Below are 23,176 nucleotides of genomic sequence, written 5' to 3'. Positions count from 1 at the left end.
TGCGGTGAGTCACGAAACTTCGGAGGTGGTCACCGTGGGGAATCCGGCGTCGATCGTCGTACCGGCGGACGTTGGGGCCGTGAAAACCGCTCGCGACTGGGTGGGGGAGACCCTCGAGTCATGGGGGCGGGACGCGTACATCGCGAAGGTCGTGGTGTCGGAGCTCGTCACGAACGTCGTGCGGCACACGTCCAGTGAGACGGCGACCGTTCGGGTTCTGCTCACCGACCGTGGAACCGTCGTGGAAGTGCTCGACGCGTGCGGCGTTCTGCCGGAGGCGCGGGACGTCGACGTCCTCAGCGAGGACGGGCGGGGACTGGCGATGCTCGGGGCGCTCGTCAAGGACTGGGGCGCTCAGCCGGTCGCGGGCGGCGGCAAGGCGGTGTGGGCGCTGCTGCCCGAGGGAGACGCGTGACCGACGACATCATCCCCGTCCTGCACCGTGCGGTTCCGGGGTGGGACTTCTCCGTGCGGGACGGGGAGTGGCGCGCGTCCGGACGGGCCGTCATCACGTCCTCGTCCCTCGAACTCCTCCTCGCGTGGATCACGGTGATCGAGGAGCCTGCGGGCTGAGGCCCGCCACGGCCAAGCGGAACAGGCGGTCGGCTCGGGCGGCGGGGTCGGGGTGGTTCTCCGTGGCCAGGACGATGCCGACGATCAGCGTGATCAGGTCCGTGACGGTGACGTCCGGCGCCATCGCGCCGTCCTGTGCGGCGCGGTGCAGCAGTGGGGCGCCCGCCTCTTCCAGCGCCGCCGAGCAACTGTTCTCGTAGAGCGACTCCGGCTCCGCGCCGTCGTAGGTCAGTGCGGCCGCGAGGCCGCGGGCGGAGACGCAGTAGGTGACGACGTCGTCCAGCCATTCCAGCAGCGCGTCACGGCTGTCGCCCCGGCCGGTCAGGTCGCGGGCGCGGACGCACAGGGCGTCGATCCGCTCTCGGGAGACCGCCTCCAGCAGCGCGCGGCGGGACGGGAAGTGGCGGCGGACGGTCGCCGAGCCGACGCCCGCGGTTCGGGCGATCTGCTCCAGGGAAGCGCCGCCGCCGTGGGCGGCGACCTCCGCTTCGGCCACCGCGAGGATTCGGGCGTAGTTGCGCCGGGCGTCGGCGCGCTGGCGCTCGGGCATGGCGCCTCCCTTCGGAGTCGACTAAATGGCGGGCCCCGCCATATAGTAGCGAAACGTAAGTGGCGGGCGCCGCCACTTACGTGCGACTACCGGAGGAGCAGCATGTCCGCAGATTCCGCGCCCGTTCTCGTCGCCGGTGCGACCGGCAAGCAGGGCGGCGCCACCGCCCGCGCCCTGCTCGCGGCGGGGGTGCCCGTGCGGGCCTTCGTCCGCGATCCGGCCGGGGACCGGGCCAGGGCCGTCGAGGCGCTCGGGGCCGAACTCGTCGGCGGTGATCTCCACGACCGCGAGTCCGTCGTCCGGGCCGCCGAGGGCGCCCGCGCCGTGTTCTCCGTGCAGATGCCCGGTGCGACCGAGGAGGGCTTCGACTTCGACGGAGAGGTGGCCCAGGGCGTCAACCTCATCGAGGGGGCGAAGGCCGCCGGAGTGCCGCAGTTCGTGCACACGTCCGTCACCGGCGCCGGTCAGCACACGCAGACACCCGGCTGGGCCGAAGGGCGCTGGGCTTCGATGGAGCCCACCATGACCGCCAAGAGCACGATCCAGGATCGGGTTCGCACGGCCGGTTTCGCGCACTGGACGCTTCTCAAGCCGGGCTTCTTCATGACCAACTTCCTCCCGTCGGCGGCGTACCTGTTCCCGCGCGGCCTGGACGGCGGCCTGGTGAGCGTCCTGCGCCCCGAGACCCGGCTGTCGCTCGTCGCGCCGGACGACATCGGCGCCGCGGCCGTCGCGGCCATCGCCGAGCCCGAGCGTTTCGACGGGGGTGGAGCTGGAACTCGCGAGCGAGTACCTGTCGATGACGGAGGTCGCCGAGGTTCTCTCCCACGTCCTCGGCAGGCACCTGCCCGCGCCGGACATGACCGAGGACGAGGCGTTCGCCGCCGGGATGCCCCCGATGGGCGCCGGGCACGCGTGGCTGAACGCCGCCGGACAGCCGGGACGCCCCGAGTACGCGAGGGAGCTGGGCATCACGCTGACGTCCTTCGAAGCGTGGGCACGGGAGCACATGCGGGCGGACGCCTGACGTCGCCGGGCTCGATGCCCGGCGATCGGTGCGGGGGCCGCGTGCACAGGCCCGGGCCCTCGTGCCGTTCGCCGTTCCGCGCGGTGGAGCCCGTGCCATGATCGGGATCATGGTGCTGGCGCACATAGAGCTCAATTCGGATCGTGTGGTGACCTTGACCGGGTTGCAGATCCATTCCACCTACGCCGGGTTTCTGGAGGGCTATCCGAACCGGATGGTCAACGAGCGGCTGCTGGCGTCGCTGCGGAAGCGCCGGCACCCCACGGCGCGGCCCGTCCATGTGATCGACCCGCCGCGCACGCACCCCTGCCCGGACGAGAGGCCCATGGGGTTCGGCCCGACGGAAGAGCTCCCGCCGGTGTACTGCGTCGGCTTCTTCGACTCGGCGCGCGTCAACGAGGAACTCGATGACGTCCTACACCGGTCGGGGCTGGCGGTGGTGTGGTTCCAGGACGGCATCGACGCTCCGCCCGTCGGGTTCGTGACGGCCGCCGTGGCCGATCTGCCGTGGGACGACCTCGCGGAGGACTACGAACTCTGACCGGCGCTTCCGGCGTCCGGGCCGGGCCGGGACCGCACTACCGGTCGAGGATCAGGTCGGCGGCGCGGGCGAGGACGTCGGCCCGGGGGCGGCCCTGGTGGTCGGCGGCGAGGGAGTGGTGCCCGATCGCCACGCAGAAGGCGATCAGGCCGCGCGCCTCGACCTCGTCGGGATCGGCGCAGAACGTGCCGATCATCTCCCGCAGCAGGGCCATGCGCCGGTTGTCGACCCGCCGCAGGCGCTCGGCGACCGCCGCGTCGCGCCGGGCCCAGTCGCGGACCGCGAGGTCGATGGGGAGGAGCCGTTCACCGGAGAAGGTGAGCATGCCCGCGCGCTGCGCCTTGGTCCTCGGGTCGCCGCCCTCGCGCTCGACCCGGTCGATCACCTCATCGGTGCTCTCGCGCTCCCAGGTGTCCAGCATCGCCTCCAGCAGGGCGCCGCGATCGGCGAAGTACCCGTAGAAGCCGCCCTTGGTGACGCCGAGCCGTTTGGCCAGCACCTCGACCCGGACGGCGTCCGGGCCGCCGTCGGCCAGCGCCCGCAGGCCTTCCTCCACCCATCTCTCGCGCGGTGTGCGAGCAGCGCCCACGTTGTGTCCCACCTCACCCGTCCATGCAATGTACGGAACCGTATACCTGATCTAGCCTCGTCCTATACGTAGGCGTATATCGGGATGGTAGTCCACCTCCCGGGTGGAAAGGCGGGCAGCGGCCATGCGGCTTCCTCGAACGGCGCACACCGGGCGTCCGTGGCGGATCCACGAGTTCACCGCCGACTTCCGGATCGAGGACGTGTGGTCCTACCGCACTCCCGGTGCGGGGCCGGACGACTTCCCCGCGATGCTGGCCGCGATGCGTGCGCACGGCGGGTTCGCCGACCAGGGGCCGGCCGTCCGGACCCTGTTCGCGGTGCGCTGGAAGCTCGGCGCCCTGCTCGGCTGGGACGGGCCCGAGGGCGGCCTCGGGAAACGGGTCCGGTCGCTGCGCGAGCGCCTGCCGCGCGACCTGCGCGAGACCGTGGACGGCTCCGACACCGGCGGCAGCCCGTTCGCCCCCGTGTACGAGCTGGACGACGAGTCGGTCCGCGAACTCGCGAACAAGACCGTCCACACGCTCATGCACCTGGGGTGGGCGCCGACCGGGGACGGCGGCCACGAACTGCGGATGGCCGTCCTCGTCAAGCCCAACGGCCGGTTCGGGCGGCTGTACATGGCGTTCATCGCCCCGTTCCGCCACCTGATCGTCTACCCGGCGCTCACCCGCCGGTGGGAACGCGCCTGGCGGGACCGGACGGCCGTCGCCCCGGCCACCGTCGCCGGTGCCGTGGGGCCGCGCGAGGTCCCCGAGTCCGTCCGTGCCCTGAGCGGGCTGCCCGCGATCGACTACGTCGACCACTTCACCCTCGACACGGATGCGGACGCGACGCCCGAGCAGTGGGCTCGGGCGATGTTCGGCGACGTCCCCAGCGCGGCCGAACGGCTGATCTGGCGCGGTCTCCTCGGCCTGCGGCTCGGCCGCGGGGCGTCACCGGACGCCGTGGCCGGATGGCGGATCGCGGGACGGGGCGAGGACTGGATCCTGCTCGAGGCCGCCTCCTGGTTCCTGACCGGCAACCTCCTCGTGCGGGCGGCGGACGGGCGCGTGTCGCTGGGCACCTTCCTGCACTATGACCGGAGCCTCGGCCGGGCCGTCTGGCCCCCGCTGTCCGCCGTCCACCGGCGCCTGGCGCCCGGCCTGCTCCGGGACGCGGCGGCGAAGATCCGGACACGCGTGGGCTACGGACGCTGACCGGCGTCCGGGCCGTCAGGGGAGGGACGGGCCGGGCGTGCAGGCGGCGTTGATCCGGACCGGGTCTCTCGGTGGCGCGGGGAGGCCCCCGAGCGCGGAAAGCGCTGCTCGAGGTCCCCGTGCAACGCCACCGGCGGTTACCCGGGAAGGGGTCAGTCCGACCAGTCGATCTCGTCGGCGGCGAGGTCGAGATGGGCGAAGCCGAAGGAGCCCAGGTTCGGGTCGCCGAGCTTCTCGTCGAAGCCGATGAAGAACGGGCCGAAATCGCCGCCGTTGATGACGGTGGCGGTGCCGCCGAAGTGGCACCGGTCGAAGAACCTGTCCCGCAGCCCGAGCCGCTTGCCTTCCTCGGAGTCCATGTCGATGTATCCGGGCGCGGCCTTCCCCCACTCGTCGAAGCGCTTGCCGGCGTTGGGGTCGTCGGCGCGGGCCGTGAGGCGCAGCGGACGCGGCGGGCGGTCGTGCCGCCAGGCGTCGGTGCAGTCCTCACCGGTGTCGTCCGGCTCCTTCGTCGCCGGGTCGGGCAGGGGGCAGGGCGGTGCGGCCAGTTCGTCCTCGGTGCGCCAGATCCAGACCCAGCCCCCGCCGATCAGGTCCTCCCGGTAGCGCTCGCGGGGGTGCGCACCCCCGGCGTAGGCGGTGAGCGCGGACCAGAACGCCGCCGCCCGCGGGTCGTGGGACGGCGGGTCGCCCCCGGCGATCGTGTCCGCCGCTCCCTCCACCTCGTCGGCGACGTGGTCGTCGGACTGGAACACGCTCAGCCCCGCCAGGTCGGCACCGGCGCAGCGGTACTGCTCCGGAACCCGGACGGTGAACAGGTGCGCCATCGGCAGCCCGTTGACCCGGCTGCGGGGCCACTGCTCGGGCCGCAGGCCGGGCGGACGTCCGAAGGCGTGACCGTCGCTGCCCGCGTCGTCGAAGTCGATGTCGTACGCGGTGTCCGGCAGGGGCAGGTCCATCGGCGCTCCTCGATCATGGTCGGCGAGGGGAGCGTACTGGGGCGTCGTGACACTTCTCAGAAGGTTTCGCGGAACGCGGCGAGCATGCGCTGGTCCTCTTCGGGCGGACGAGCGAGGTCGGGCGTGCCGGGATAGGTGTCGAGCAGCAGGTGGGTCGCGCCCAGCTCAGCGAACCCCTCGGCCTGCCGCAGGGCCTCGTCCACGTCGTCCAGCCGGATGCGGGGAGCCAGTGCCGGGACGGGACGTCCGGCCTCCTCGGCGGCGCGGCGCAGGGCGGGCAGCCCCTCCGTGCGGAGCGCGGCGGGGGTGACGTTGATCGGGTGCCAGGCGTCGCCGAACCGCGCGGCGCGGCGCAGTGCCCCGGGCGACCGGCCGCCGACCCAGACGGGCGGGTGCGGTTTCTGGACGGGGTGCGGACGCGGATCGATCGTCTCGTCGCCGTAGGAGACCGAGTCCTGCGTCCAGGATCGCAGGACGACGTCGAGCGCCCGGTCGGTCATGGGTCCGCGCTGCTCGAAGGGCACGTTCAGCGCGGCGTACTCCCGCTTCGACCAGCCGACGCCCACCCCGAAGATCAGCCGTCCGCCGCTGAGCCGGTCCAGGTTCGCGGTGACGCGCGCGAGCTGCAGCGGGTGCCGGTACGGCAGGACGGCGACGGTCGTGCCGAGCGCGATCCGCTCGGTCGTCCCGGCCAGCCACGCGAGGACGGTGAACGGATCGTAGAACGGTGCCGGGTACTGCTCGGCGACATCGGGCGTGACCGCGACGTGGTCGGAGATCATCGCGAAGTCGAACCCGGCCTCCTCGGCGAACCGGGCCCAGCCGGCCAGCGCCTCCGGGGTCGCGTGCGGACCGAAGTTGAGGATGTTGACACCGAACTTCATCAGGACCCCTTCGTGAATGTCCCGGCCCCCGGGCCGGGGGAATCGAAACTCCTGCGGAGCATGGCAGGTGAAGGCGGGTCACGCCCACCGCTCGGGCCGCCTCCGTCATGCCTTCCCCACCGCGTCGGCCGCCCTGGTCGCGGGGCCGCGGATCCTGTCCTGCTCGGTCGTGTCGACGGTGGACACCGCGTAGGCGGGGTGGCCGATCCCGAACCGCCATCCCTCCGCGAGGGCCCGGCGGCGGGCCGGAATGAGATGTCCAAGGCGGGGTAAAGCCTCGCCATGCGGATCGGTGTGCTGGATGTGGGGTCGAACTCGGCCCATCTGAAGATCGTCGACCTGGTGGAAGGGGAGCCCCCGCGCACGGTGGCCACGTTGAAGCACCCCACTCGGCTGGCGCGGGCGATCGGGCCCGACGGCGTGATCGACGACGAGGCGGTCCGGCTTCTGGGCGGGGCGGTCGGGCAGGCGGCGTGCACGGCGACGCTGCATCGCGTGGACGAACTGATCGCCTTCGCCACCTCGGCGGTGCGGGACGCCGCCAACCGGGACGAGGTCGTCGACCGCATCGCCGACGGGACCGGGATCGAGCTGGGGTTCCTGACGGGCGGGCAGGAGGCCTCGCTGACGTTCCAGGCCGTGCGCGCCTGGTACGGATGGTCGGTTCGGCGGCTGCTGGTCGTCGACATCGGCGGGGGCTCCCTGGAGATCGCCGCCGGCGACGGGCGCGAGCCCGACACGGCGCTGTCGCTGCCGCTGGGCGCCGACCGGCTGACGCGCCGGTACCTGCCCGGCGACCCGCCGAGCCCCGAGCGGGTGCGGCGGCTGCGGCGCCACGTGCGGCGAGAGCTCGCGGCCGCCGTCGCGCCGTTCGCCGGAGACCTCGACGCCCGCACCCCCGGAACCCTCGCGGTCGGTACCTCCCGCGTCCTCACCCAGCTCGCCGTACTCGGCGGCGCGCCCAAACCGCGCAAGGGCCCGTACGCGCGCCGCGTGCTGCACCGTGCCCGGCTGCGCGGCCGGATCGACGACCTCGCGGCCATGACCGCCGCGCAGCGGGCCGGGCTGCGCGGGATCTCGGTCCCGCGGGCGCCGCACATCCTGGCGGGCGGGATCGTGGCCGATGCGACCATGTCCGCGCTGCACGTGAAGCACTTGGACGTCTGCCCGTGGGCGTTGCGCGAGGGCGTCATCCTGCAGCGATGGCGGGAGATCGCCGACCCGGCGCGGGAGCCGACGCGGCTGCCGACGTCCCCGCGTCCGCGCTCCCACCTGCACGTGGTCCCCCCGGTCTCCGAAGCCCACGCCCGCCGCGCGGATCGCGGTCGGGACCCGGAGGCGGCGGGCGCCGGACCCGGCCGGGGCGATCGCGATCCTTTGGCCGACGGGCAGGTCCCGGGAGACGGGCACGCGGTGGAGGTGGCGGGTTCCCGGTGGCGGCCCGGACACCGTGCGGGCGGCGACGGCCGTCGTGAACGCCGTGCCGTGGGACTGGTCGTGGCCGCGGGCCCATCGCCCGGTGCCGTCCCGGTCCCGCGCCAGGAGGAGCAACCCGTCGCCGCCCGGCAGGTGCAGGCCGCGCGGAGCGCGGGAACCGCCGGGGATCCAGGCCAGGACGGTCGGCGCGGCGATCGCCGCCCGTGAGCCGAGCCCGAAGCAGGTCGGCACCCTCGTCCCCAGGGTGAGTGCGATCTCGGCCCCGTGATCGTCTCGGAGATCGTGGTCGATCTCGCGACGCTGGAGTAGAGCCGGCCGGAGGCGTCAGCCGGCCGGGCCGAGGGCCGCGGCGATGGAGTCGAGGACGCGTTCCAGGCCGTTCCGGAACTGCTCGTGGTGGTTCAGGTGCGGTTGGCGCGCGTCCAGGACGATCTTGCTGAAGATGGGGTACTCGCCGCTCTCCAGCAGCTGGCGGACGCGCGGGGAACTGCGCGCCATCCACTCCGCCTCGCTGAGCCCGCTGCGGCGGGCCTCCTCGGCCGCGCTGACCTCGTTGCGGGCGGCGCTTTCGACGTAGCCGCTCAGGATGGCCATGAGGGTGAGGTTCTCGTCGATGGAGACGTGCGGGTCGAGGGCCCCCATCACCGCTTCGATCACCCGCAGCTGGTTGGGGCCGAAGCCGGGGAGGGAGCGCTGCACGGTGCCGATCCACGGGTGCCGCAGCCACATCGCCCGCGTCTGCTCGGCGTAGCGCGTCAGGTCCACGCGCCAGTCGCCGGACGGCATGCCCTCGACGTCGATCTCGCCCTGCAACCGGTCGGCGACGAGTTCGACGAGGTCGTCGCGGCTCGGGACGTACCGGTAGAGCGACATCGCGCCCGCGCCGATCTCGGCGGCGATCCGCCGCATGGTGGCGGCCTCCAGCCCCTCGGCGTCGGCGATCCTGATCGCCGCCTCGGTGATCTGCGCGCGGCTGTAGGTCGGCTTCGGCCCCCGGGCCGGGCGCTCGGGGCGCATCCAGATGCTCACGTACTCGGTGTCGGCCACACCCCACCCTCCCACTTGCGTACATAGTACCCAGTAATTTAGCCTTGCCGGAAATAACCGCGTACAAGGTACCCAGTGGAGGGGACATGACGGATCCGATCGTGGTCGCCGAGGGGGTGCACAAGTCCTTCGGCGACACCCATGCGCTGCGGGGACTCGACCTGAGCGTGCCGCGAGGGACGGTCTGCGGCGTGCTGGGGCCGAACGGCGCGGGGAAGACGACCGCCGTGCGCATCCTGGCGACCCTGGCCGACCCCGACGCCGGGCACGCCCGCATCGCCGGATACGACGTCGTCCGGCAGGGCGACGAGGTGCGGGCCAGGATCGGCCTCGCGGGCCAGCACGCCGCCGTGGACGAGAAGCTCACCGGGCGCGGCAACCTGCGCATGTTCGGGCGGCTCTACCACCTGTCCCGGCGCGACGCGCGGCGGCGGGCCGACGAGCTGCTGGAGCGCTTCGGGCTGCTGGACGCGGCCGACCGGCAGGTCGCCGGCTACTCCGGCGGCATGCGGCGCCGCCTCGACCTGCTCACCAGCCTCATCCTGCGCCCCGAGGTGCTCTTCCTGGACGAGCCCACCACCGGCCTGGACCCGCGCAGCCGCACCGCGATCTGGGACACCGTCCGGGAGCTCGTGACGGACGGCACCACGGTGCTGCTCACCACGCAGTACCTGGAGGAGGCCGACCGGCTGGCCGACGACATCGCCGTCGTCGACCACGGCCGGGTGATCGCCACGGGCACGCCCGACGAGCTGAAGGCCACGATCGGGGACCGCCTCGACGTCGTCCTCGAGGACGCCGCCGCGCTGCGCCCGGCGGCGGCCGTCCTGCACGCCCTGGCCGGGACCGATCCCGCGATGACGGGCCCCGACCGGCTCAGCGTCGCGCTGCCCGGCGGCGGCGTCCGGCTCGCCGACGTCGTGCGCGAACTCGACCGCGCCGGGGTCGCCGCGGCGGACGTGAGCCTGCGCCGACCCACCCTCGACGAGGTGTTCCTCCGCCTCACCGACCGGAAGGAGCCCGTCCGATGACCGCCCTCACGCCACCGCTCGGCCGCCGCCTGCGCTGGACGTTCGCCGACGGGCTGACCCTGGTCGGCCGCGAGCTGGGACGGGTGCGCCAGGAGCCCGGCGAGCTCGCCGGGCTGCTGATCTTCCCGGCCGTCATGGTGGTGCTGTTCGGCTACGTGTTCGGCAGCGCGATCCCGGTGCCGGGCGGCGGGGACTACCGCGAATACCTCATGCCCGGCCTGTTCTCGATGGTGACCTTCACCGCGACCTCGTCGGTCCTGGTCCGGGTGGCCGCCGACGCCTCCCGCGGCGTGATGGACCGGTTCCGGTCCATGCCGATGGCGCGGTCGGCGGTGCCGTTCGGGCAGACCGGCGCCGACCTGATGGCCGGTCTGCTGACGCTCGGCATCATGGTGGGGGCGGGCCTGCTGGTGGGCTGGTGGCCGCACCGCGGCCTCGCCCCCGCGGCCGGGGCGTTCCTGCTGCTGATCGTCATGCGGTACGCGCTGAGCTGGGTCGGCGTCTACGTCGGCCTGCTGGTGCGCAACGAGCAGGCCGCCGACCAGATGGTGCCGCTGTTCCTGCCGATCACCATGCTGTCGAACTCGTTCGTCCCGACCGGCGGCATGCCGGCGTGGCTGCGGTTCGTGGCCGACTGGAACCCGGTGAGCGCGCTCACCGCCGCCTCCCGCGAGCTGTTCGGCAATCCGGGGGCGCCCACCGGGGACGTGGCCTGGCCGCTCGCCCATCCCGTGGCCGCCGTCCTGCTCTGGTCGGCCGCGCTGCTGGCGGTGTTCGTCCCGCTGTCGGTCCGCACCTACCAGCGCCGGGGACGCTGAGGGCGGCGGGCGTCCCGCCGCGACGGGACGTCCGGCTCGTCCGTCCGGGGGAGGGACGAGCCGGACGCGCGGGTCAGCCGGACGCGGCGTCGCTTCCCGCCCTGCCCGGCACGACGGTGCACTACATGGTGCGCGACGAAGCGGACACCGCTCGCACGAGCGCCATGCGCTGATCGGGGCGGTCAGCGTTTCGGCCAGTGCCAGGGCGGCTCGTCGAGGAAGCCCTGCCCCTCGACGGTCGTCGCGCCGTCCCGCTTGACCAGTTCGATCGTCGCGAGCGCGTCCGGCGCGTCGGCCAGGCCCTTCTCCAGCCGGACGCCAGCGGCCGCGAGTGGGTCACCGCGACGACCTGCGTGTGCTCGGCGGCGGTGACGATCAGCTCGGCCAGCGGGCGCAGCAACTCGGGATGCAGGCTGGTCTCGGGCTCGTTGAGCACCAGCAGCGCCGGGGGGCGCGGGGTGAGCAGCGCCGCGGTCCACAGCAGGTAGCGGAGCGTGCCGTCCGACAGTTCCGCGCCGCTCAGCGGACGCAGCAGTCCCGGCTGGCGCAGCGCCAGCTCGAACCGCCCGCCGTGCTCGGTGATCGCGATGCGGCTGCCGGGGAAGGCGCGGTCGACGGCCGCGTCCAGCGCCGCGTCGTCGCCGATCTCGCGGATGGTCTGCAGCGCCGCCGCGCGCAGTACCGGGCCCGCCCAGGTGGCCTCCGCCTTGATCTCGGGATCGCGGGCGAACATGGAGTGGCCGATGTTCGGCAGCCCGAAGTCGATCGCGTAGCCGAAGTCGTCCCCGGCGAAGCCGAGCCGGAGGCCGACGGGACCTTCGGCACGCGCGGGCACGCCCGCGCCCGCCGCCTGCTCCGGGCCGGCCCAGAGCGTCGACGGCAGCCCCCCTCGCGCCCCAGCGCCGCCACGGCGCCGTTGCGCGCGGCGTCCGCCAGGACGCGCAGCGCCCGGTAAAGGCTCGACTTCCCGGCGCCGTTCTCCCCGGTCACCACGTTGACACGCCGCAGCGGGACCACCAGACGCCGCAGGGACCGGTAGTTCTCGACCGCGAGCGTAGTGATCATCCGGGCAGGCTACCCGCCGACGTCACGTGCGCATTTCCGGCCGTGCCGCGTCGGGCCCGCGCCATGTCGGTGGGTGGTCCTACGGTGGGGCGGCATGAGCGATCTTCCCCCCGCCGTTCCGAGCGTGCTCGTCGATCCGCCGTGGGCGGGCGAGTCCCGGAGCAGGCCCGCCCCGGTCGTCGTGCCGGGGCTGACCCCGCCCGCGCCCGGCCCGCTCACCTGGGAGGACGGTGAACGAGAACGGTGGATCGAGAAGGCCTCGTTCATGATCTTCGTCAAGTACCCGGACGACGATCCGTTCTGGGACGCGGCACGGGAACGGTTCCTGTCGGGCGAGACGGACTACAGGCATCAGGCGAAGGAGCTCGTGATCGGCCCCGAGCGGGCGTTCGGCGATCTCCTCCCGCTGTTCCTGGAACGTGCCGAGGAGTCGTCGTGGCAGGGCGTCAACCTGTACGGGCTCGATCATTACGAACTGATGCCGCTGGTCGCCCACTTCGGCCCGCGCGTCCGCGACCTGGCGGTGCGGGCCGCGAAACGGCGGCCCGCGGACCTCGGCGAGGTGCTCCTGCCCTACCTGGACGCCGAGGTCGCGGGGCTCGCGGCGGACTGGCTCGTCCGGCTCAAGACGGCCGGGAGGATCGGCCGGCTGTGGCTGCTGCGGCACGGCCTCGACGCCGTCCCGCACCTCGTGCCCGACGCGGTCGGCAAGCGGCGGGCGTCACGGGACGCGGCCGCGGCCGGGCTGCGGCTGATCGCGGAGGAGTCCGGACGGGACGCCGTCGTGGCGGCGGCCCGTGTGCACGGCGACCTGGCGGCCGACGCGGTGGCGGGGGCGCTGGACGCCGGGATTCCCGCCGTGCCGGTGAAGGAGCCGAAGCTCCCGCCCTGGCTGGACCCGGCGGCGCTGCCCCGCGTGGCCACCCCGGCGGGCGACCTGGACGGCACCGCGACGCGCAACCTCGTCAAGCTGGCGATGCTGCCGGACGACCCGATGCCGGGGGCCGAGGCGGTCCGGGCGGCGTGCGCGGGCCTCCCGGAGTTCGCGTGGGCGATCTTCGAGGCGTGGCGCGCGGCGGGTGAGCCGAACGGGCACGCCTGGGTGCTGGCGCGGCTGGGCGAGTTCGGCGACGACGGGACGGTGCGGCGGGCGGCGCCGCTCGTCCGGGAGTGGATCGCGGCGCGCAAGCACGTCAAGGCCGGTCAGGTCGTCGAGGACGTCCTGGCGCGGATCGGCACCGATGCGGCCCTGCGGGAACTCGCCCTCATGACTCGCCGGTCGTTCCCCGGCGGGGCGCGCGGGGACGCGTCGCTCGCGCTGGCGCGCGCGGCGGGGCGGCGCGGGCTCACCGACGAGCAGCTCGCCGACCGGCTCGTCCCGGACCTCGGCCTGGACGCGGACGGGACGCTGACGCTCGACTACGGCCCGCGGCGGTTCGTGGTCGGCTTCGACGAGCAGCTCAGGCCGTACGTGGCGGACGGGGACGGGAAGCGGCGCAAGACGCTGCCCAAGCCCGGCGTGAAGGACGACCCCGAGCTGGCGCCCGCCGCCCACCGGCGCTTCGCGGCCCTGAAGAAGGACGTGCGGGCGGTCGCCGCCGACCGGATCGTCCGGCTGGAGACCGCGATGGTGACCGGCGGCCGCTGGACGGCTGGGGAGTTCCGCGAGTTCGTGGTGACGCACCCGCTGGTGCGGCAGCTCGCGCGGCGGCTGGTCTGGACGGCCGGGACCGACGCGTTCCGCATCGCCGAGGACGGCTCGTTCGCGACCGTCGACGACGAGACGTACACGCTCCCCGAGGGCGCGCCGATCGGCGTCGCGCATCCGCTGCGCCTCGACGTCTCCGCGTGGTCGCGGGTGTTCGCCGACTACGAGGTCCTGCAGCCGTTCCCGCAGCTCGCACGGCGGGTGGCGGTGCTGCGGGAGGACGAGCGGGACGCGCGGCGGCTGGCCCGCCTGGAGGGCGGCACGACCTCGTTCGGCGCGGTGCTGCGGCTGGCGCGGCAGCACTGGGAGCGGGCCCCGGTGCTGGACGGCGGCGGCGAGCCCGGCGTGTTCCGGCGGGTCGGGGAGAAGCTCCATATCGCCGTGGAACTCGATCCGGGCATCGCGGCGGGCGCGCCGGACAGCTCCCCCGAGCAGCGGATCCGGCGCGTGCAGGTCGTCACCGACCTCGACGCCTGGTGGTGGGGCGGGCGCGACGCGGAGGATCCGGACGCGCCCCGCCTCGGCGACCTCGACCCGGTGATCGTCTCGGAGGTGCTGGTCGATCTCGCGACACTGACGTGAGCGGGCGCGCCCCGTGCCATGATCGGGATCATGACGCCGGCGCGCATCCAACTCGATTCGGGGTGTGAGATCGCCTTGGACCAGTTGCGGGCCCACTCCACGTACAGCGGGTTCCTGCAGGGATACCCGAACCCCTCGCTGAACGACCGGATGCCGACGACGCTGAGCAAGCGCCGGGAGTCGAGTTCGTGACGGCCGCGGTGGCGGGCCTGCCGTGGGACGACCTCGCGGAGGACTACGAGCTGTGACCGCCGTCCGGCCCGTCCGGGGGAGGGACGAGCCGGACGGGCGGGTCAGCCGGACGCGGCGTCCCGTTCGGCGACGAGTTCCATGAGGAGCATCCGCGCCGGAGGGTCCTTCCGGGCGGTGTCCGACAGGTGCATGGTGCCGTCGCGCGCGGCGTCCTGGAGCCGCTTCATCACGTCCTTCGGGTCGCCCTCGATCTCGTAGTGGGCGACGTAGGTGTCGCCGTCGAGGGGCGCGTAGCGGCGGGCGGCGACGACGCCCTCGATCGCCAGCATCTCGGGGATGTGTACTTCGTCGTACCAGCGGTTGTACTCGTCCGCGACGTCCGGGCCCGCGGGCCCGGACTCGACGTGCAGGATCGTCCTTTTCGGCATGCGCGATCTCCCGCCCCGGTTACTCCCCGACCTCCTTGGTGAGCGCGAAGACGCCCATCTGCGGCGGCGGGTCGAGCTGGACCTTGTCCGAGAGGTTCATGGAGCCGTCGCTCATGGCCTGGTTCAGCCGCTTCATGGCCTCGCCGGCGTCGCCCTCGATCTCGTACACCGCGATGTAGGGGCCGCCGTCCTGGGTGGGGGCGTACCGGCGGGCGGAGACGAAGCCCTCCAGTGCCACGACCTCCGGCATGTGGACGTCCTCGTACCAGCGGTTGTACTCGTCGGCCACCTCCGGGCTCGCCGGCCGGGACATGACGTGCAGGATCGACTTCGCGGACATGCGTGTTCTCCTATCGCGATGGCTCCGACCGGATGCTATACGCCCGGGAAATCCCGTTTCCGGCCGGTGGGGTGGGGGTGCGCCCCGGGTCGGGCAGGGTCAGCGCTGAGCACCTCCCGGAGGGGGACCTCGTCGTACCAGCGGTCGAACTCGTCGACGGCGTCCGGGCGGGACGGGTGCGACTCGACCTGCAGGACCGTTCCCTTCGGCATGCGGCTGCTCCGATCGGTGGCTCCGACCGGATGGTATATGCGTTCTCAAGAATTGAGAACGCCATTCGCCTCTGTTCTGCCGGCGATGCCCAGCACGGCACGGGCGACCTCCTCCGGCCGTTCGGCGACCATGTTGTGACTGCTCGCGAGTTCCAGCACGCGCAGGTGCGGCCGGTCGGCGGTGAGGGGCAGCAGGTCGCGGCGGATCCCCGCGCGCTGCGCCGGCATGAGCTCGCCGACACGGCCCGGCAGGCCCGGCAGGTTCTCGGTGGCCAGGACGAACAGGGCCGGGCAGCGGATGCCGGCCACCGCCGCGACGCTGTCCTGGAACCAGGCGTCGTACCTGATCCGCTCGGCCAGCGCCGCGTCCGGCCGGAGGCGGACGCCCGCGTCCGTCGTGCGCAGCGCCCGCTCGGGGAGCGTCGCGGCGGCGTCGGCGGGCAGCGGCCGGGCCATCGCTTCGGCCTGGGCGTCGAAGACGGCCTTCAGTTCCGCGAGGAGCGCGGTCAGCTCCTCCTGCCCGATGCCTTCGTAGTTCCGCGGTGCCGTCTCGGCCGAGCGCAGGCCGTCGAGGTTGACGATGCCGGGGCCGTCCGGGTGCCGCAGCGCCCACCGCACCGCGATCATGCCGCCGAGGGAGTGGCCCACCACCAGGGGAGCGCCCAGGCCGAAGTGATCGATGACCGCTTGCACGTCGTCCAGGACCGCCTCCCAGTCCCACGGCCCGTCGCCGGACAGGCCGTGGCCGCGCAGATCCATCGCGACGACCCGGTGCGCGCCCGTCAGCAGCGGCGCGACCGCGTCCCAGTGCAGGAGGGTGCCGCCCAGCCCGTGGAGCAGTAGCACGGGTGTGCCGCGGCCCCCGTGGTCGCGGACGGCGAGGTGGACCGGACGGTCATCGATGATCACGTCGTGGGGCATGGGGCTTCTCCTGTTCGAGGCGGTCGAGCCTGTCGCGGATGGAGGAGGACGTGACGCCACCGTCCGGAGCCCGGTCGAGCTTGCCGCGCTTGACCAGGTCGTGGACGCCCTGCCGGGTGATGCCGAGCATCGCCCCCGCCGTGGAGAACGGGACGGCCGCCGCACCGGGATGGCCGGCCGTGCGGGCGACGGCCCGGCCCAGCGCGGTGCGCCACCACTCCGCGGGCGGGTCGAAGGGCGCGTCGCCGGGGAACAGGACCCCGATGAGGCGGGCCGCGGTGAGCGTCGCCCGCGCCCGGTCGGCGCCGAGCAGCTGGGCGGCCCAGACCTCGGCCTCCGTGCGCAGCCGCGCCCTGATCGGTTCGAGCGGTTCGTCGGAGGCCAGCAGGATCTCCAGCGGGTCGAGGATCCGCGCCTCCAGGACCCGGAGCAGCTCTGCCACCAGTTCGACGTGGTCTTCCGTGGTCGTCACTTGACGAACGATAGCAAGTACTTGCTGTCGAACGTCAAGTAGTGGAGGGAGGCTCCGGAGAGGCGGCGGGGGCGTCCCGGCCTCTCCGGGCCCGCGGGCGTCCTAGGCGTCGATGTTCGCCATGTACGCCTCGTTGCCCTGGGCGCCCGCCGCCGCGCCGGGCGGGACCAGGTCCTCCAGCCGCGCGAACGCCGCCGCGTCCAGGTCGAGATCGGCGGCGGCCGCGTTGGCGCGGGCGTTGGCGGCGCGGCGCGTCCCGGGGATCGGGACGGTGCCGCGGTGCATCAGCCACGCCAGCGCGAGCTGCGCGGACGTGACGCCGTGCTCGGCGGCCAGCGCGGCGACCCGGTCGGCGAGCGAGACGTTGCGGGCGAGGTTGCCGTCCCGGAAGCGCGGGTTGCGGCGGCGCCAGTCGCCCGCCTCCAGGTCGGCGGACCCGCGGACGTTCCCGCCCAGGATGCCGCGGCCCAGCGGGCTGTACGCGACGAACCCGATGCCCAGCTCGTCGCAGGCGGGGAGGATCTCGCGCTCGGGATCGCGGTTGAACGGGGAGTACTCGGTCTGGACGGCCGTGACCGGGTGGACGGCGTGCGCCCGGCGGACGGTCCGGGCCGACATCTCCGACAGCCCGTACCCGCCGATCTTCCCCTCGGCGATCAGCTCGGCGAGCGTCCCGGCGGTCTCCTCGATCGGCGTGGACGGGTCGAGCCGGTGCACGTAGTACAGGTCGACGCGCTCGGCGCCGAGCCGGGCGAGGCTGGCCTCCAGCGCCCGCCGGACGTACTCGGGACGGCCCATGCCCGGGATCAGGATCCCGTTCCCGTCCTGGTTCCCGCCGAACTTGGTGGCCAGGACGATCTCGTCCAGCCGGCCCGCGAGCGTGCGGCCGATCAGCCGCTCGCCGTGCCCGCCGCCGTAGATGTCGGCGGTGTCGACGAACGTGACGTCCGCGTCCAGCGCGGCCAGCAGGGTCCCGGCGGCGTCGCCCTCGGCGACGTCCCCGTAGGTGCCCGGCGACAGGGTCATCGCGCCGTAGCCGAGGGCCGACACGCGCGGCCCGTTCTCCCCCAGAGTGCGGAAGCGCACGGAGGTCACCTCTTTCTGTCGTGAACGCTCACCACTGTGACCGGCCCGGAACGCCGCCGTAAGCGGACGGCGGTGCCTAGTACGCGGAGGGCTAGGCAAACTGGTGGCATGACGGCGCGCGCGATGGCGGACTTCCTGCGGTCCCGGCGGGACCGGCTCCGGCCCGCGGACGTCGGGCTGCCCGGCGGCGGGCGCCGGCGGGCGCCGGGGCTGCGGCGCGCGGAGGTCGCGATGCTGGCGGGCATCAGCCCCGACTACTACATGCGGCTGGAGCAGGGGCGCACGATCCGCCCGTCGCCGTCCGTGCTGGACGCGCTGGCGCGGGCGCTCGTGCTGAGCGACGACGAGCGCGGCCACCTGTACCGGCTGGCGGGCGACGAGCCCGCGCCGCTCGTCCCGTCCGGCGGGCCGGTGGACGCGGGCGTCCTGCGGCTGCTGGACGTGATCGGCGGGGTCCCGGCCTACGTGACCAACGGCCGGCTGGACGTGCTGGCCTGGAACCGGCTGGCAACCGCGCTCCTCCCGGGACTCGCCGAGATGCCGGCGGAACGGCGCAACATGCTGCGGTTCGCGTTGTGCGACCCGCGCGCCCGCGACTTCTACCTCGACTGGGAGCGCGTGGCCCGGCACGGCATCGCGCAGCTGCGCACCGCGACCGGCCGCGATCCGGGCGATCCGGCGAACGAGGCGCTGATCCGGGAGCTGGCCGGGGCGAGCCCGCGGTTCGGCGAGTGGTGGGAGCGGCAGGACGTGCGGGGGCCGGGCACCGGCCGCAAGGAGTACCGCCATCCGGTCGTCGGGCGACTCTCGCTCGACTATGTGGGCATGGTCCTGCCGGGGACGGTCGACCACCAGTTCGTCACGCTGACCGCCGCGGAGGGCAGCCCGTCCCAGGCGGCCCTGGACGAGCTGGCGGCCGGGCTGTGACCGGTCGGCCGTGGCGGGACGGGCCCGGACCGGTGGACACCGTCCCGATGTGCAAGTAACTCGATATCGAGATAAATTGAAGATAGCTTGACGTCGAGAGAAATCTCGCCGAAGTTGGGCCGCCCCGATTCCCGGCCGGGTTCCGGGTTAAGGCAGGATCAGGGGGAGATGAGCTTTCCGTCCCGCCCGGGCGACGCCGGTCACGGGGGCGGCATTTCGACGAATAACTGAGAAGACAGCGCCGCGCGCTCATGTCCCGGACCGGACGCGCGGTGACGACGGAGGAGGAGTCCGTGTCCGCGAACAGCTTCGGCAGCCTTAGCAAGCTGCAGGTGGGCGACAAGTCCTACGACATCTACCGGCTGGACGCCGTCGAGGGCTCGGCCCGTCTCCCGTACAGCCTCAAGGTGCTGCTGGAGAACCTGCTGCGCACCGAGGACGGTGCGAACGTCACCGCCGACCACATCCGCGCGCTCGCCGGGTGGGACGCCGAGGCGCAGCCGAGCAAGGAGATCCAGTTCACCCCCGCGCGGGTGATCATGCAGGACTTCACCGGCGTGCCCTGCGTGGTGGACCTGGCGACGATGCGCGAGGCCGTCCGCGACCTCGGCGGCGACGCCTCCAAGATCAACCCGCTGGCGCCGGCCGAGATGGTCATCGACCACTCCGTCATCGTCGACTACTTCGGCTCGCCGGACGCGTTCGAGCGCAACGTGCAGGTCGAGTACGAGCGCAACAAGGAGCGCTACCAGTTCCTGCGCTGGGGCCAGACGGCGTTCGACGAGTTCAAGGTCGTGCCGCCCGGCACCGGCATCGTCCACCAGGTGAACATCGAGCACCTGGCCCGCGTGGTGTTCGACCGCAACGGCACGGCCTACCCCGACACGTGCGTCGGCACCGACTCGCACACCACGATGGAGAACGGCATCGGCGTCCTCGGCTGGGGCGTCGGCGGCATCGAGGCGGAGGCCGCGATGCTCGGCCAGCCGATCTCGATGCTCATCCCGCGCGTCGTCGGCTTCAAGCTGACCGGCGAGCTGCCGGCCGGGACGACCGCGACCGACCTCGTGCTCACCATCACCGAGATGCTGCGCGAGCACGGCGTCGTCGGCAAGTTCGTGGAGTTCTACGGCGAGGGCGTCGCGGCGCTGCCGCTGGCCAACCGCGCCACCATCGGCAACATGAGCCCCGAGTTCGGCTCCACCTGCGCGATCTTCCCGGTCGACCAGGAGACGACGAAGTACCTGCGCCTCACCGGCCGCAGCGAGGAGCAGATCGCGCTCGTCGAGGCGTACGCCAAGGAGCAGGGCATGTGGCTCGACCCGTCGGTCGAGCCCGACTTCTCCGAGTACCTCGAGCTGGACCTGTCGACGGTCGTCCCGTCGCTGGCCGGCCCGAAGCGCCCGCAGGACCGCATCGCCGTCTCCGAGGCCAAGGAGACCTGGCGCCGCGACGTGCAGAACTACGTCAGCAGCATCCAGGGCCCGGCGGACGAGGCGTCCAACGAGTCGTTCCCCGCCTCCGACGCCCCGGCGATCAGCCACGGCGGCAACGGCGACAAGCCCCGCGAGCACGCGGCGAACGGCGCGGGCCGCCCGCACAACCGCGTGCAGGTCACGCTGGACGACGGTACGAAGTTCGAGCTCGACCACGGGCACGTCGCCGTCGCGGCCATCACGTCCTGCACCAACACCTCGAACCCGTACGTGATGGTCGGCGCGGCGCTGCTGGCCAAGAACGCCGTCGAGAAGGGCCTCACCCGCAAGCCGTGGGTGAAGACCTCCCTCGCCCCCGGGTCGCAGGTCGTCACCGACTACTTCGAGCGCGCGGGCCTCACCCCCTACCTCGACAAGATCGGCTACAACCTCGTCGGGTACGGCTGCACGACCTGCATCGGCAACACCGGCCCGCTGCAGCCGGAGATCTCCAAGGCGGTCAACGACAACGACCTCGCGGTCACGGCCGTCCTGTCCGGTAACCGGAACTTCGAGGGCCGCATCAGCCCGGACGTGAAGATGAACTACCTCGCGTCCCCGCCGCTGGTCATCGCCTACGCCCTCGCCGGGACGATGGACATCGACATCCTCAACGACCCGATCGCCGACGGCACCGACGGCCCGGTCTACCTGCGCGACATCTGGCCCGCGCCGGAGGACGTCGCCGCGATCGTCGAGTCGTCCATCGGCCAGGACATGTTCACCAGCAGCTACGCCGACGTCTTCAAGGGCGACGACCGGTGGCGCGGCCTCGACATCCCGACCGGCAAGCTGTTCGAGTGGGACCCGGCGTCCACCTACGTCCGCAAGGCCCCGTACTTCGACGGGATGGCCGCCGAGCCCGAGCCGGTCACCGACATCCACGGCGCGCGCGTCCTGGCGAAGCTGGGCGACTCGGTCACCACCGACCACATCTCCCCGGCCGGGGCGATCAAGGTCGGCACGCCCGCCGCGCAGTACCTGCAGGACAGCGGCGTCGCGGTGAAGGACTTCAACTCCTACGGCTCGCGCCGCGGCAACCACGAGGTGATGATCCGCGGCACGTTCGCCAACATCCGGCTGCGCAACCAGCTCCTGGACGGCGTCGAGGGCGGCTTCACCCGCGACTTCACCCAGGCGGACGCGCCGCAGTCCTACATCTACGACGCCGCGCAGAACTACGCCGCGCAGGGCACCCCGCTCGTCGTCATCGCGGGCAAGGAGTACGGCTCCGGCTCGTCCCGCGACTGGGCCGCCAAGGGCACCGCGCTGCTCGGCGTCCGCGCCGTCATCGCGCAGTCCTACGAGCGCATCCACCGCTCGAACCTGATCGGCCTCGGCGTCCTGCCGCTGCAGTTCAAGGACGGCGAGTCCGCCGAGACGCTCGGCCTGGACGGCACCGAGACGTTCGACATCACCGGCGTCACGGCGCTGAACGAGGGCGGCGTCCCCGAGGAGGTCACGGTGCAGGCGAACGGCACGGAGTTCCGCGCCGTCGTCCGCATCGACACCCCCGGCGAGGCGGACTACTACCGCAACGGCGGCATCCTGCAGTACGTGCTGCGGAGCCTCATCCGCAAGTAACGCGCACCGCGCGAACGGGCCGTCTCCTCAGGGAGGCGGCCCGTTCCGCTTCCCGCGTCCTCATACTCCGGAGCTAGCCGGGAGGCCGGTTCCCTGGGGGGAGGCGCCGGGGCGCGGCGATGGCGCAGCATTCCTCCTGCGGTGGCGAGGCCGCGAACGGGCGGACGCGGGTGATCCGGCGGCTACCTTCGTGGTGAGGCGCCGGGACGCGTGACGGGACGGGCGCTCGGGAGGGGGACGGCGATGACGGTCGGGGCGGCTGTGCGGAACGTGTGGCGGGACCTGTCCCCGGCCGCCGGTCCTCCGCTGATGCCGCTGGACGTGCCGTTCCGGCCCCGGCTCGCAGCCTGGCTGCCGCACGCGCTCGTCGTCGCCGGCGCGCTGGTGCTGGCGGGGTCGTCCTGGCACATCCTGCTCACCGACTACGCGCTGCCCAACGGGTGGGCGGCGACGCTGAGCCTCGTGCACGCGTCCGCCCTGGTGCTCTGCGTGTTCCGGCCGATGGCCGGCTGGTGGCTGTCGCTGGCGCTGGCGACGGTGACCGCGCTCGCCGTCGCGTCCCCGGAGCCGGACGGCGGGCCGCTGTGGGCGGGACCGAGCCTGTCGACGCACCTCGCGGTGCTCGCGCTGGTCGCGCTGCGCGTGCCCGCCCGCGTGGCGGCGCAGATGTGGGCGCTCACCGCGGCCGCCGCGACCGGACTGGCGGTCGCGCTGTCCGGCCGGGACGATTCGCCGGAGGGGCCGTCGCGGCCGGGCCCTCCGGCGATCGAACCGCTCGTCCGCGACGCGTTCCCGAGCCTTACCGAGGTGCTCCTCGTGACCGGCACGGTGCTGCTGGCGGCGGCGGCGCTGCGGGGACGGGGCGACGCGCTGCGCGGGCTGGCCCGGGAACGGCAGCGGCGGGCGCTGCTGGAAGAGCGCGCCCGGATCGCGCGGGAGCTCCACGACGTGGTCGCGCACCACATGTCCGTGGTCGCCGTCCAGGCCGAGGCCGCCCCGTACCGGGTGGCGGAGGTGCCGGACGAGTTGGCGCGCAGCCTGGCCACCATCCGCGCGAACGCGCTGGAGGCGATCGACGAGCTGCACCGCGTCCTCGGCCTGCTGCGGGCGGAGGACGGCCCGGCCGCCGACGCCGCGCCCCAGCCGACGCTGGACGGGCTGGACGGGCTCGTCGACGGCCTCCGCGCGACCGGCCTGGCCGTCGACCTGCGGGTGTCGGGGGAGCGGCCCGCGATCGCCCCCGCCCTCGAGGTGTCGGCGTACCGGATCGTGCAGGAGGCGCTGAGCAACGTCCTGCGCCACGCGCCCGGCGCCGCCGCCCGGGTCGTCGTCGCCCACCGCCCGGACCGGGTCGAGCTGACGATCGACAACGGCCCGTCCCCCGCGCGGCGGCGCTTCCGGCGGGACGGACCGGGCACGGGATACTGGGGATGCGGGAACGCGCCGCGATGCTGGGCGGCGAGCTGGCCGCGGGCCCGCGCCCGGACGGCGGATTCACGGTGACCGCCGTGCTCCCGGCCGGAAAGGAGG

General features: G+C 73.4%; 24 protein-coding genes and 2 pseudogenes. 13 read left to right on the top strand and 13 right to left on the bottom strand.

Translation table 11 applies throughout. The features are described from left to right. The first annotated feature begins 79 nt into the window (after window positions 1–79). Complete coding sequence (locus tag F7P10_RS05870; RefSeq protein WP_176611318.1) at window positions 80–415, top strand: ATP-binding protein; 336 nt, start codon at window positions 80–82, stop codon at window positions 413–415. After that, on the top strand, window positions 412–573 hold the full coding sequence (locus F7P10_RS42035) for a hypothetical protein (RefSeq protein ID WP_176611317.1): 162 nt from the start codon (window positions 412–414) through the stop codon (window positions 571–573). Before F7P10_RS05870 ends, F7P10_RS42035 begins: the two co-directional genes overlap by 4 nt. Here F7P10_RS42035 and F7P10_RS05865 read toward each other — a convergent pair. Then, entirely contained in the window at window positions 545–1,123 is a 579-nt protein-coding gene (locus F7P10_RS05865; protein ID WP_151008421.1) for a TetR/AcrR family transcriptional regulator, read from the bottom strand. The two genes, F7P10_RS42035 and F7P10_RS05865, sit on opposite strands and share 29 nt — an antisense overlap. Before the next feature lie 102 nt (window positions 1,124–1,225). On the opposite strand from F7P10_RS05865, the pseudogene F7P10_RS45005 reads away from it, so the two are divergent. From F7P10_RS45005 to F7P10_RS05855, 3 genes and pseudogenes are all read left to right on the top strand, one after another. Next, a pseudogene (locus tag F7P10_RS45005) lies at window positions 1,226–1,828 on the top strand (NmrA family NAD(P)-binding protein); the annotation flags it as partial. A gap of 61 nt (window positions 1,829–1,889) precedes the next feature. Next, window positions 1,890–2,150 (top strand): hypothetical protein, encoded by a 261-nt coding sequence (locus F7P10_RS43950; protein WP_254716427.1) that lies wholly within the window; start codon window positions 1,890–1,892, stop codon window positions 2,148–2,150. Between the two features lie 109 nt (window positions 2,151–2,259). Then, window positions 2,260–2,691 (top strand): hypothetical protein, encoded by a 432-nt coding sequence (locus tag F7P10_RS05855; protein ID WP_218040390.1) that lies wholly within the window; start codon window positions 2,260–2,262, stop codon window positions 2,689–2,691. A gap of 37 nt (window positions 2,692–2,728) precedes the next feature. Here the strand turns inward: F7P10_RS05855 and F7P10_RS05850 are convergent, their stop codons facing one another. Then, on the bottom strand, window positions 2,729–3,280 hold the full coding sequence (locus F7P10_RS05850; protein WP_218040389.1) for a TetR/AcrR family transcriptional regulator: 552 nt from the start codon (window positions 3,278–3,280) through the stop codon (window positions 2,729–2,731). A gap of 124 nt (window positions 3,281–3,404) precedes the next feature. Between F7P10_RS05850 and F7P10_RS05845 the strand changes: the two genes are divergently transcribed. Continuing rightward, window positions 3,405–4,478 (top strand): DUF2867 domain-containing protein, encoded by a 1,074-nt coding sequence (locus F7P10_RS05845; protein WP_151008419.1) that lies wholly within the window; start codon window positions 3,405–3,407, stop codon window positions 4,476–4,478. 152 nt (window positions 4,479–4,630) lie between these two features. Here the strand turns inward: F7P10_RS05845 and F7P10_RS05840 are convergent, their stop codons facing one another. After that, a complete protein-coding gene (locus F7P10_RS05840) occupies window positions 4,631–5,437 on the bottom strand; it encodes a hypothetical protein (protein WP_151008418.1) in 807 nt (268 codons plus the stop codon). A 56-nt stretch (window positions 5,438–5,493) separates the two neighbouring features. Further along, window positions 5,494–6,321 carry a TIGR03619 family F420-dependent LLM class oxidoreductase gene (locus tag F7P10_RS05835; protein WP_151008417.1) on the bottom strand — a complete coding sequence of 276 codons (828 nt, stop codon included), beginning with the start codon at window positions 6,319–6,321 and terminating at the stop codon, window positions 5,494–5,496. A 282-nt stretch (window positions 6,322–6,603) separates the two neighbouring features. Here F7P10_RS05835 and F7P10_RS05830 point away from each other — a divergent pair, with 282 nt between their 5' ends. Continuing rightward, window positions 6,604–7,965 carry a hypothetical protein gene (locus F7P10_RS05830; RefSeq protein ID WP_151008416.1) on the top strand — a complete coding sequence of 454 codons (1,362 nt, stop codon included), beginning with the start codon at window positions 6,604–6,606 and terminating at the stop codon, window positions 7,963–7,965. A 117-nt stretch (window positions 7,966–8,082) separates the two neighbouring features. Here the strand turns inward: F7P10_RS05830 and F7P10_RS05825 are convergent, their stop codons facing one another. Beyond that, on the bottom strand, window positions 8,083–8,805 hold the full coding sequence (locus F7P10_RS05825; RefSeq protein WP_151008415.1) for a TetR/AcrR family transcriptional regulator: 723 nt from the start codon (window positions 8,803–8,805) through the stop codon (window positions 8,083–8,085). A gap of 86 nt (window positions 8,806–8,891) precedes the next feature. Between F7P10_RS05825 and F7P10_RS05820 the strand changes: the two genes are divergently transcribed. After that, complete coding sequence (locus F7P10_RS05820) at window positions 8,892–9,836, top strand: ATP-binding cassette domain-containing protein (RefSeq protein WP_151008414.1); 945 nt, start codon at window positions 8,892–8,894, stop codon at window positions 9,834–9,836. Then, window positions 9,833–10,654: an ABC transporter permease gene (locus F7P10_RS05815; RefSeq protein ID WP_151008413.1), complete on the top strand. Its 822-nt coding sequence runs from the start codon at window positions 9,833–9,835 to the stop codon at window positions 10,652–10,654. Before F7P10_RS05820 ends, F7P10_RS05815 begins: the two co-directional genes overlap by 4 nt. Window positions 10,655–10,775: 121 nt before the next feature. On the opposite strand, the gene F7P10_RS43160 is transcribed toward F7P10_RS05815, so the two are convergent. Both F7P10_RS43160 and F7P10_RS45000 read right to left on the bottom strand, forming a co-directional pair. Beyond that, on the bottom strand, window positions 10,776–11,489 hold the full coding sequence (locus F7P10_RS43160; RefSeq protein ID WP_254716426.1) for an AAA family ATPase: 714 nt from the start codon (window positions 11,487–11,489) through the stop codon (window positions 10,776–10,778). A 152-nt stretch (window positions 11,490–11,641) separates the two neighbouring features. Then, window positions 11,642–11,719, bottom strand: a pseudogene (locus F7P10_RS45000) (hypothetical protein); the annotation flags it as partial. 94 nt (window positions 11,720–11,813) lie between these two features. On the opposite strand from F7P10_RS45000, the gene F7P10_RS05805 reads away from it, so the two are divergent. Beyond that, window positions 11,814–14,009, top strand: coding sequence for a DUF4132 domain-containing protein (locus F7P10_RS05805; RefSeq protein ID WP_151008412.1), 2,196 nt, complete (start codon window positions 11,814–11,816; stop codon window positions 14,007–14,009). Between the two features lie 293 nt (window positions 14,010–14,302). On the opposite strand, the gene F7P10_RS05800 is transcribed toward F7P10_RS05805, so the two are convergent. From F7P10_RS05800 to F7P10_RS05780, 6 genes are all read right to left on the bottom strand, one after another. Further along, complete coding sequence (locus F7P10_RS05800; protein ID WP_151008411.1) at window positions 14,303–14,629, bottom strand: DUF4286 family protein; 327 nt, start codon at window positions 14,627–14,629, stop codon at window positions 14,303–14,305. Window positions 14,630–14,648: 19 nt separating this feature from the next. Next, window positions 14,649–14,969 (bottom strand): DUF4286 family protein, encoded by a 321-nt coding sequence (locus F7P10_RS05795; protein ID WP_151008410.1) that lies wholly within the window; start codon window positions 14,967–14,969, stop codon window positions 14,649–14,651. Window positions 14,970–15,004: 35 nt separating this feature from the next. Then, window positions 15,005–15,181, bottom strand: a complete 177-nt coding sequence (locus F7P10_RS42030) for a hypothetical protein (RefSeq protein WP_176611316.1) — start codon at window positions 15,179–15,181, stop codon at window positions 15,005–15,007. Window positions 15,182–15,226: 45 nt separating this feature from the next. Next, window positions 15,227–16,102, bottom strand: a complete 876-nt coding sequence (locus F7P10_RS05790; protein ID WP_151008409.1) for an alpha/beta fold hydrolase — start codon at window positions 16,100–16,102, stop codon at window positions 15,227–15,229. Further along, a complete protein-coding gene (locus F7P10_RS05785; RefSeq protein WP_151008408.1) occupies window positions 16,077–16,574 on the bottom strand; it encodes a hypothetical protein in 498 nt (165 codons plus the stop codon). Before F7P10_RS05785 ends, F7P10_RS05790 begins: the two co-directional genes overlap by 26 nt. A gap of 102 nt (window positions 16,575–16,676) precedes the next feature. After that, on the bottom strand, window positions 16,677–17,660 hold the full coding sequence (locus F7P10_RS05780) for an aldo/keto reductase (protein ID WP_176611315.1): 984 nt from the start codon (window positions 17,658–17,660) through the stop codon (window positions 16,677–16,679). Between the two features lie 108 nt (window positions 17,661–17,768). Between F7P10_RS05780 and F7P10_RS05775 the strand changes: the two genes are divergently transcribed. From F7P10_RS05775 to F7P10_RS05765, 3 genes are all read left to right on the top strand, one after another. Then, window positions 17,769–18,587, top strand: coding sequence for a helix-turn-helix transcriptional regulator (locus tag F7P10_RS05775; RefSeq protein ID WP_151008407.1), 819 nt, complete (start codon window positions 17,769–17,771; stop codon window positions 18,585–18,587). A 293-nt stretch (window positions 18,588–18,880) separates the two neighbouring features. After that, window positions 18,881–21,646: an aconitate hydratase AcnA gene (gene acnA / locus F7P10_RS05770; RefSeq protein WP_151008406.1), complete on the top strand. Its 2,766-nt coding sequence runs from the start codon at window positions 18,881–18,883 to the stop codon at window positions 21,644–21,646. Window positions 21,647–21,889: 243 nt separating this feature from the next. After that, on the top strand, window positions 21,890–23,149 hold the full coding sequence (locus F7P10_RS05765) for a sensor histidine kinase (RefSeq protein WP_151008405.1): 1,260 nt from the start codon (window positions 21,890–21,892) through the stop codon (window positions 23,147–23,149). Window positions 23,150–23,176 lie beyond the last annotated feature (27 nt).

This window comes from Actinomadura sp. WMMB 499 (assembly GCF_008824145.1).
GTDB lineage: Bacteria > Actinomycetota > Actinomycetes > Streptosporangiales > Streptosporangiaceae > Spirillospora.
Note: the sequence above shows the minus strand (reverse complement) of the source record. Positions and strands in the feature narration are given on the sequence as shown.

Coding starts and splice junctions, on each gene's coding strand:
- F7P10_RS05840 (WP_151008418.1), bottom strand. CDS start 5,437: ATGGACCTGCCCCTGCCGGACACCGCGTACGACATCGACTTCGACGAC.
- F7P10_RS05815 (WP_151008413.1), top strand. CDS start 9,833: ATGACCGCCCTCACGCCACCGCTCGGCCGCCGCCTGCGCTGGACGTTC.
- F7P10_RS05830 (WP_151008416.1), top strand. CDS start 6,604: ATGCGGATCGGTGTGCTGGATGTGGGGTCGAACTCGGCCCATCTGAAG.
- F7P10_RS05795 (WP_151008410.1), bottom strand. CDS start 14,969: ATGTCCGCGAAGTCGATCCTGCACGTCATGTCCCGGCCGGCGAGCCCG.
- F7P10_RS05800 (WP_151008411.1), bottom strand. CDS start 14,629: ATGCCGAAAAGGACGATCCTGCACGTCGAGTCCGGGCCCGCGGGCCCG.
- F7P10_RS05865 (WP_151008421.1), bottom strand. CDS start 1,123: ATGCCCGAGCGCCAGCGCGCCGACGCCCGGCGCAACTACGCCCGAATC.
- F7P10_RS05835 (WP_151008417.1), bottom strand. CDS start 6,321: ATGAAGTTCGGTGTCAACATCCTCAACTTCGGTCCGCACGCGACCCCG.
- F7P10_RS05805 (WP_151008412.1), top strand. CDS start 11,814: ATGAGCGATCTTCCCCCCGCCGTTCCGAGCGTGCTCGTCGATCCGCCG.
- F7P10_RS05820 (WP_151008414.1), top strand. CDS start 8,892: ATGACGGATCCGATCGTGGTCGCCGAGGGGGTGCACAAGTCCTTCGGC.
- F7P10_RS05775 (WP_151008407.1), top strand. CDS start 17,769: ATGACGGCGCGCGCGATGGCGGACTTCCTGCGGTCCCGGCGGGACCGG.
- F7P10_RS05765 (WP_151008405.1), top strand. CDS start 21,890: ATGACGGTCGGGGCGGCTGTGCGGAACGTGTGGCGGGACCTGTCCCCG.
- F7P10_RS05855 (WP_218040390.1), top strand. CDS start 2,260: ATGGTGCTGGCGCACATAGAGCTCAATTCGGATCGTGTGGTGACCTTG.
- F7P10_RS05790 (WP_151008409.1), bottom strand. CDS start 16,102: ATGCCCCACGACGTGATCATCGATGACCGTCCGGTCCACCTCGCCGTC.
- F7P10_RS42030 (WP_176611316.1), bottom strand. CDS start 15,181: ATGCCGAAGGGAACGGTCCTGCAGGTCGAGTCGCACCCGTCCCGCCCG.
- F7P10_RS05845 (WP_151008419.1), top strand. CDS start 3,405: ATGCGGCTTCCTCGAACGGCGCACACCGGGCGTCCGTGGCGGATCCAC.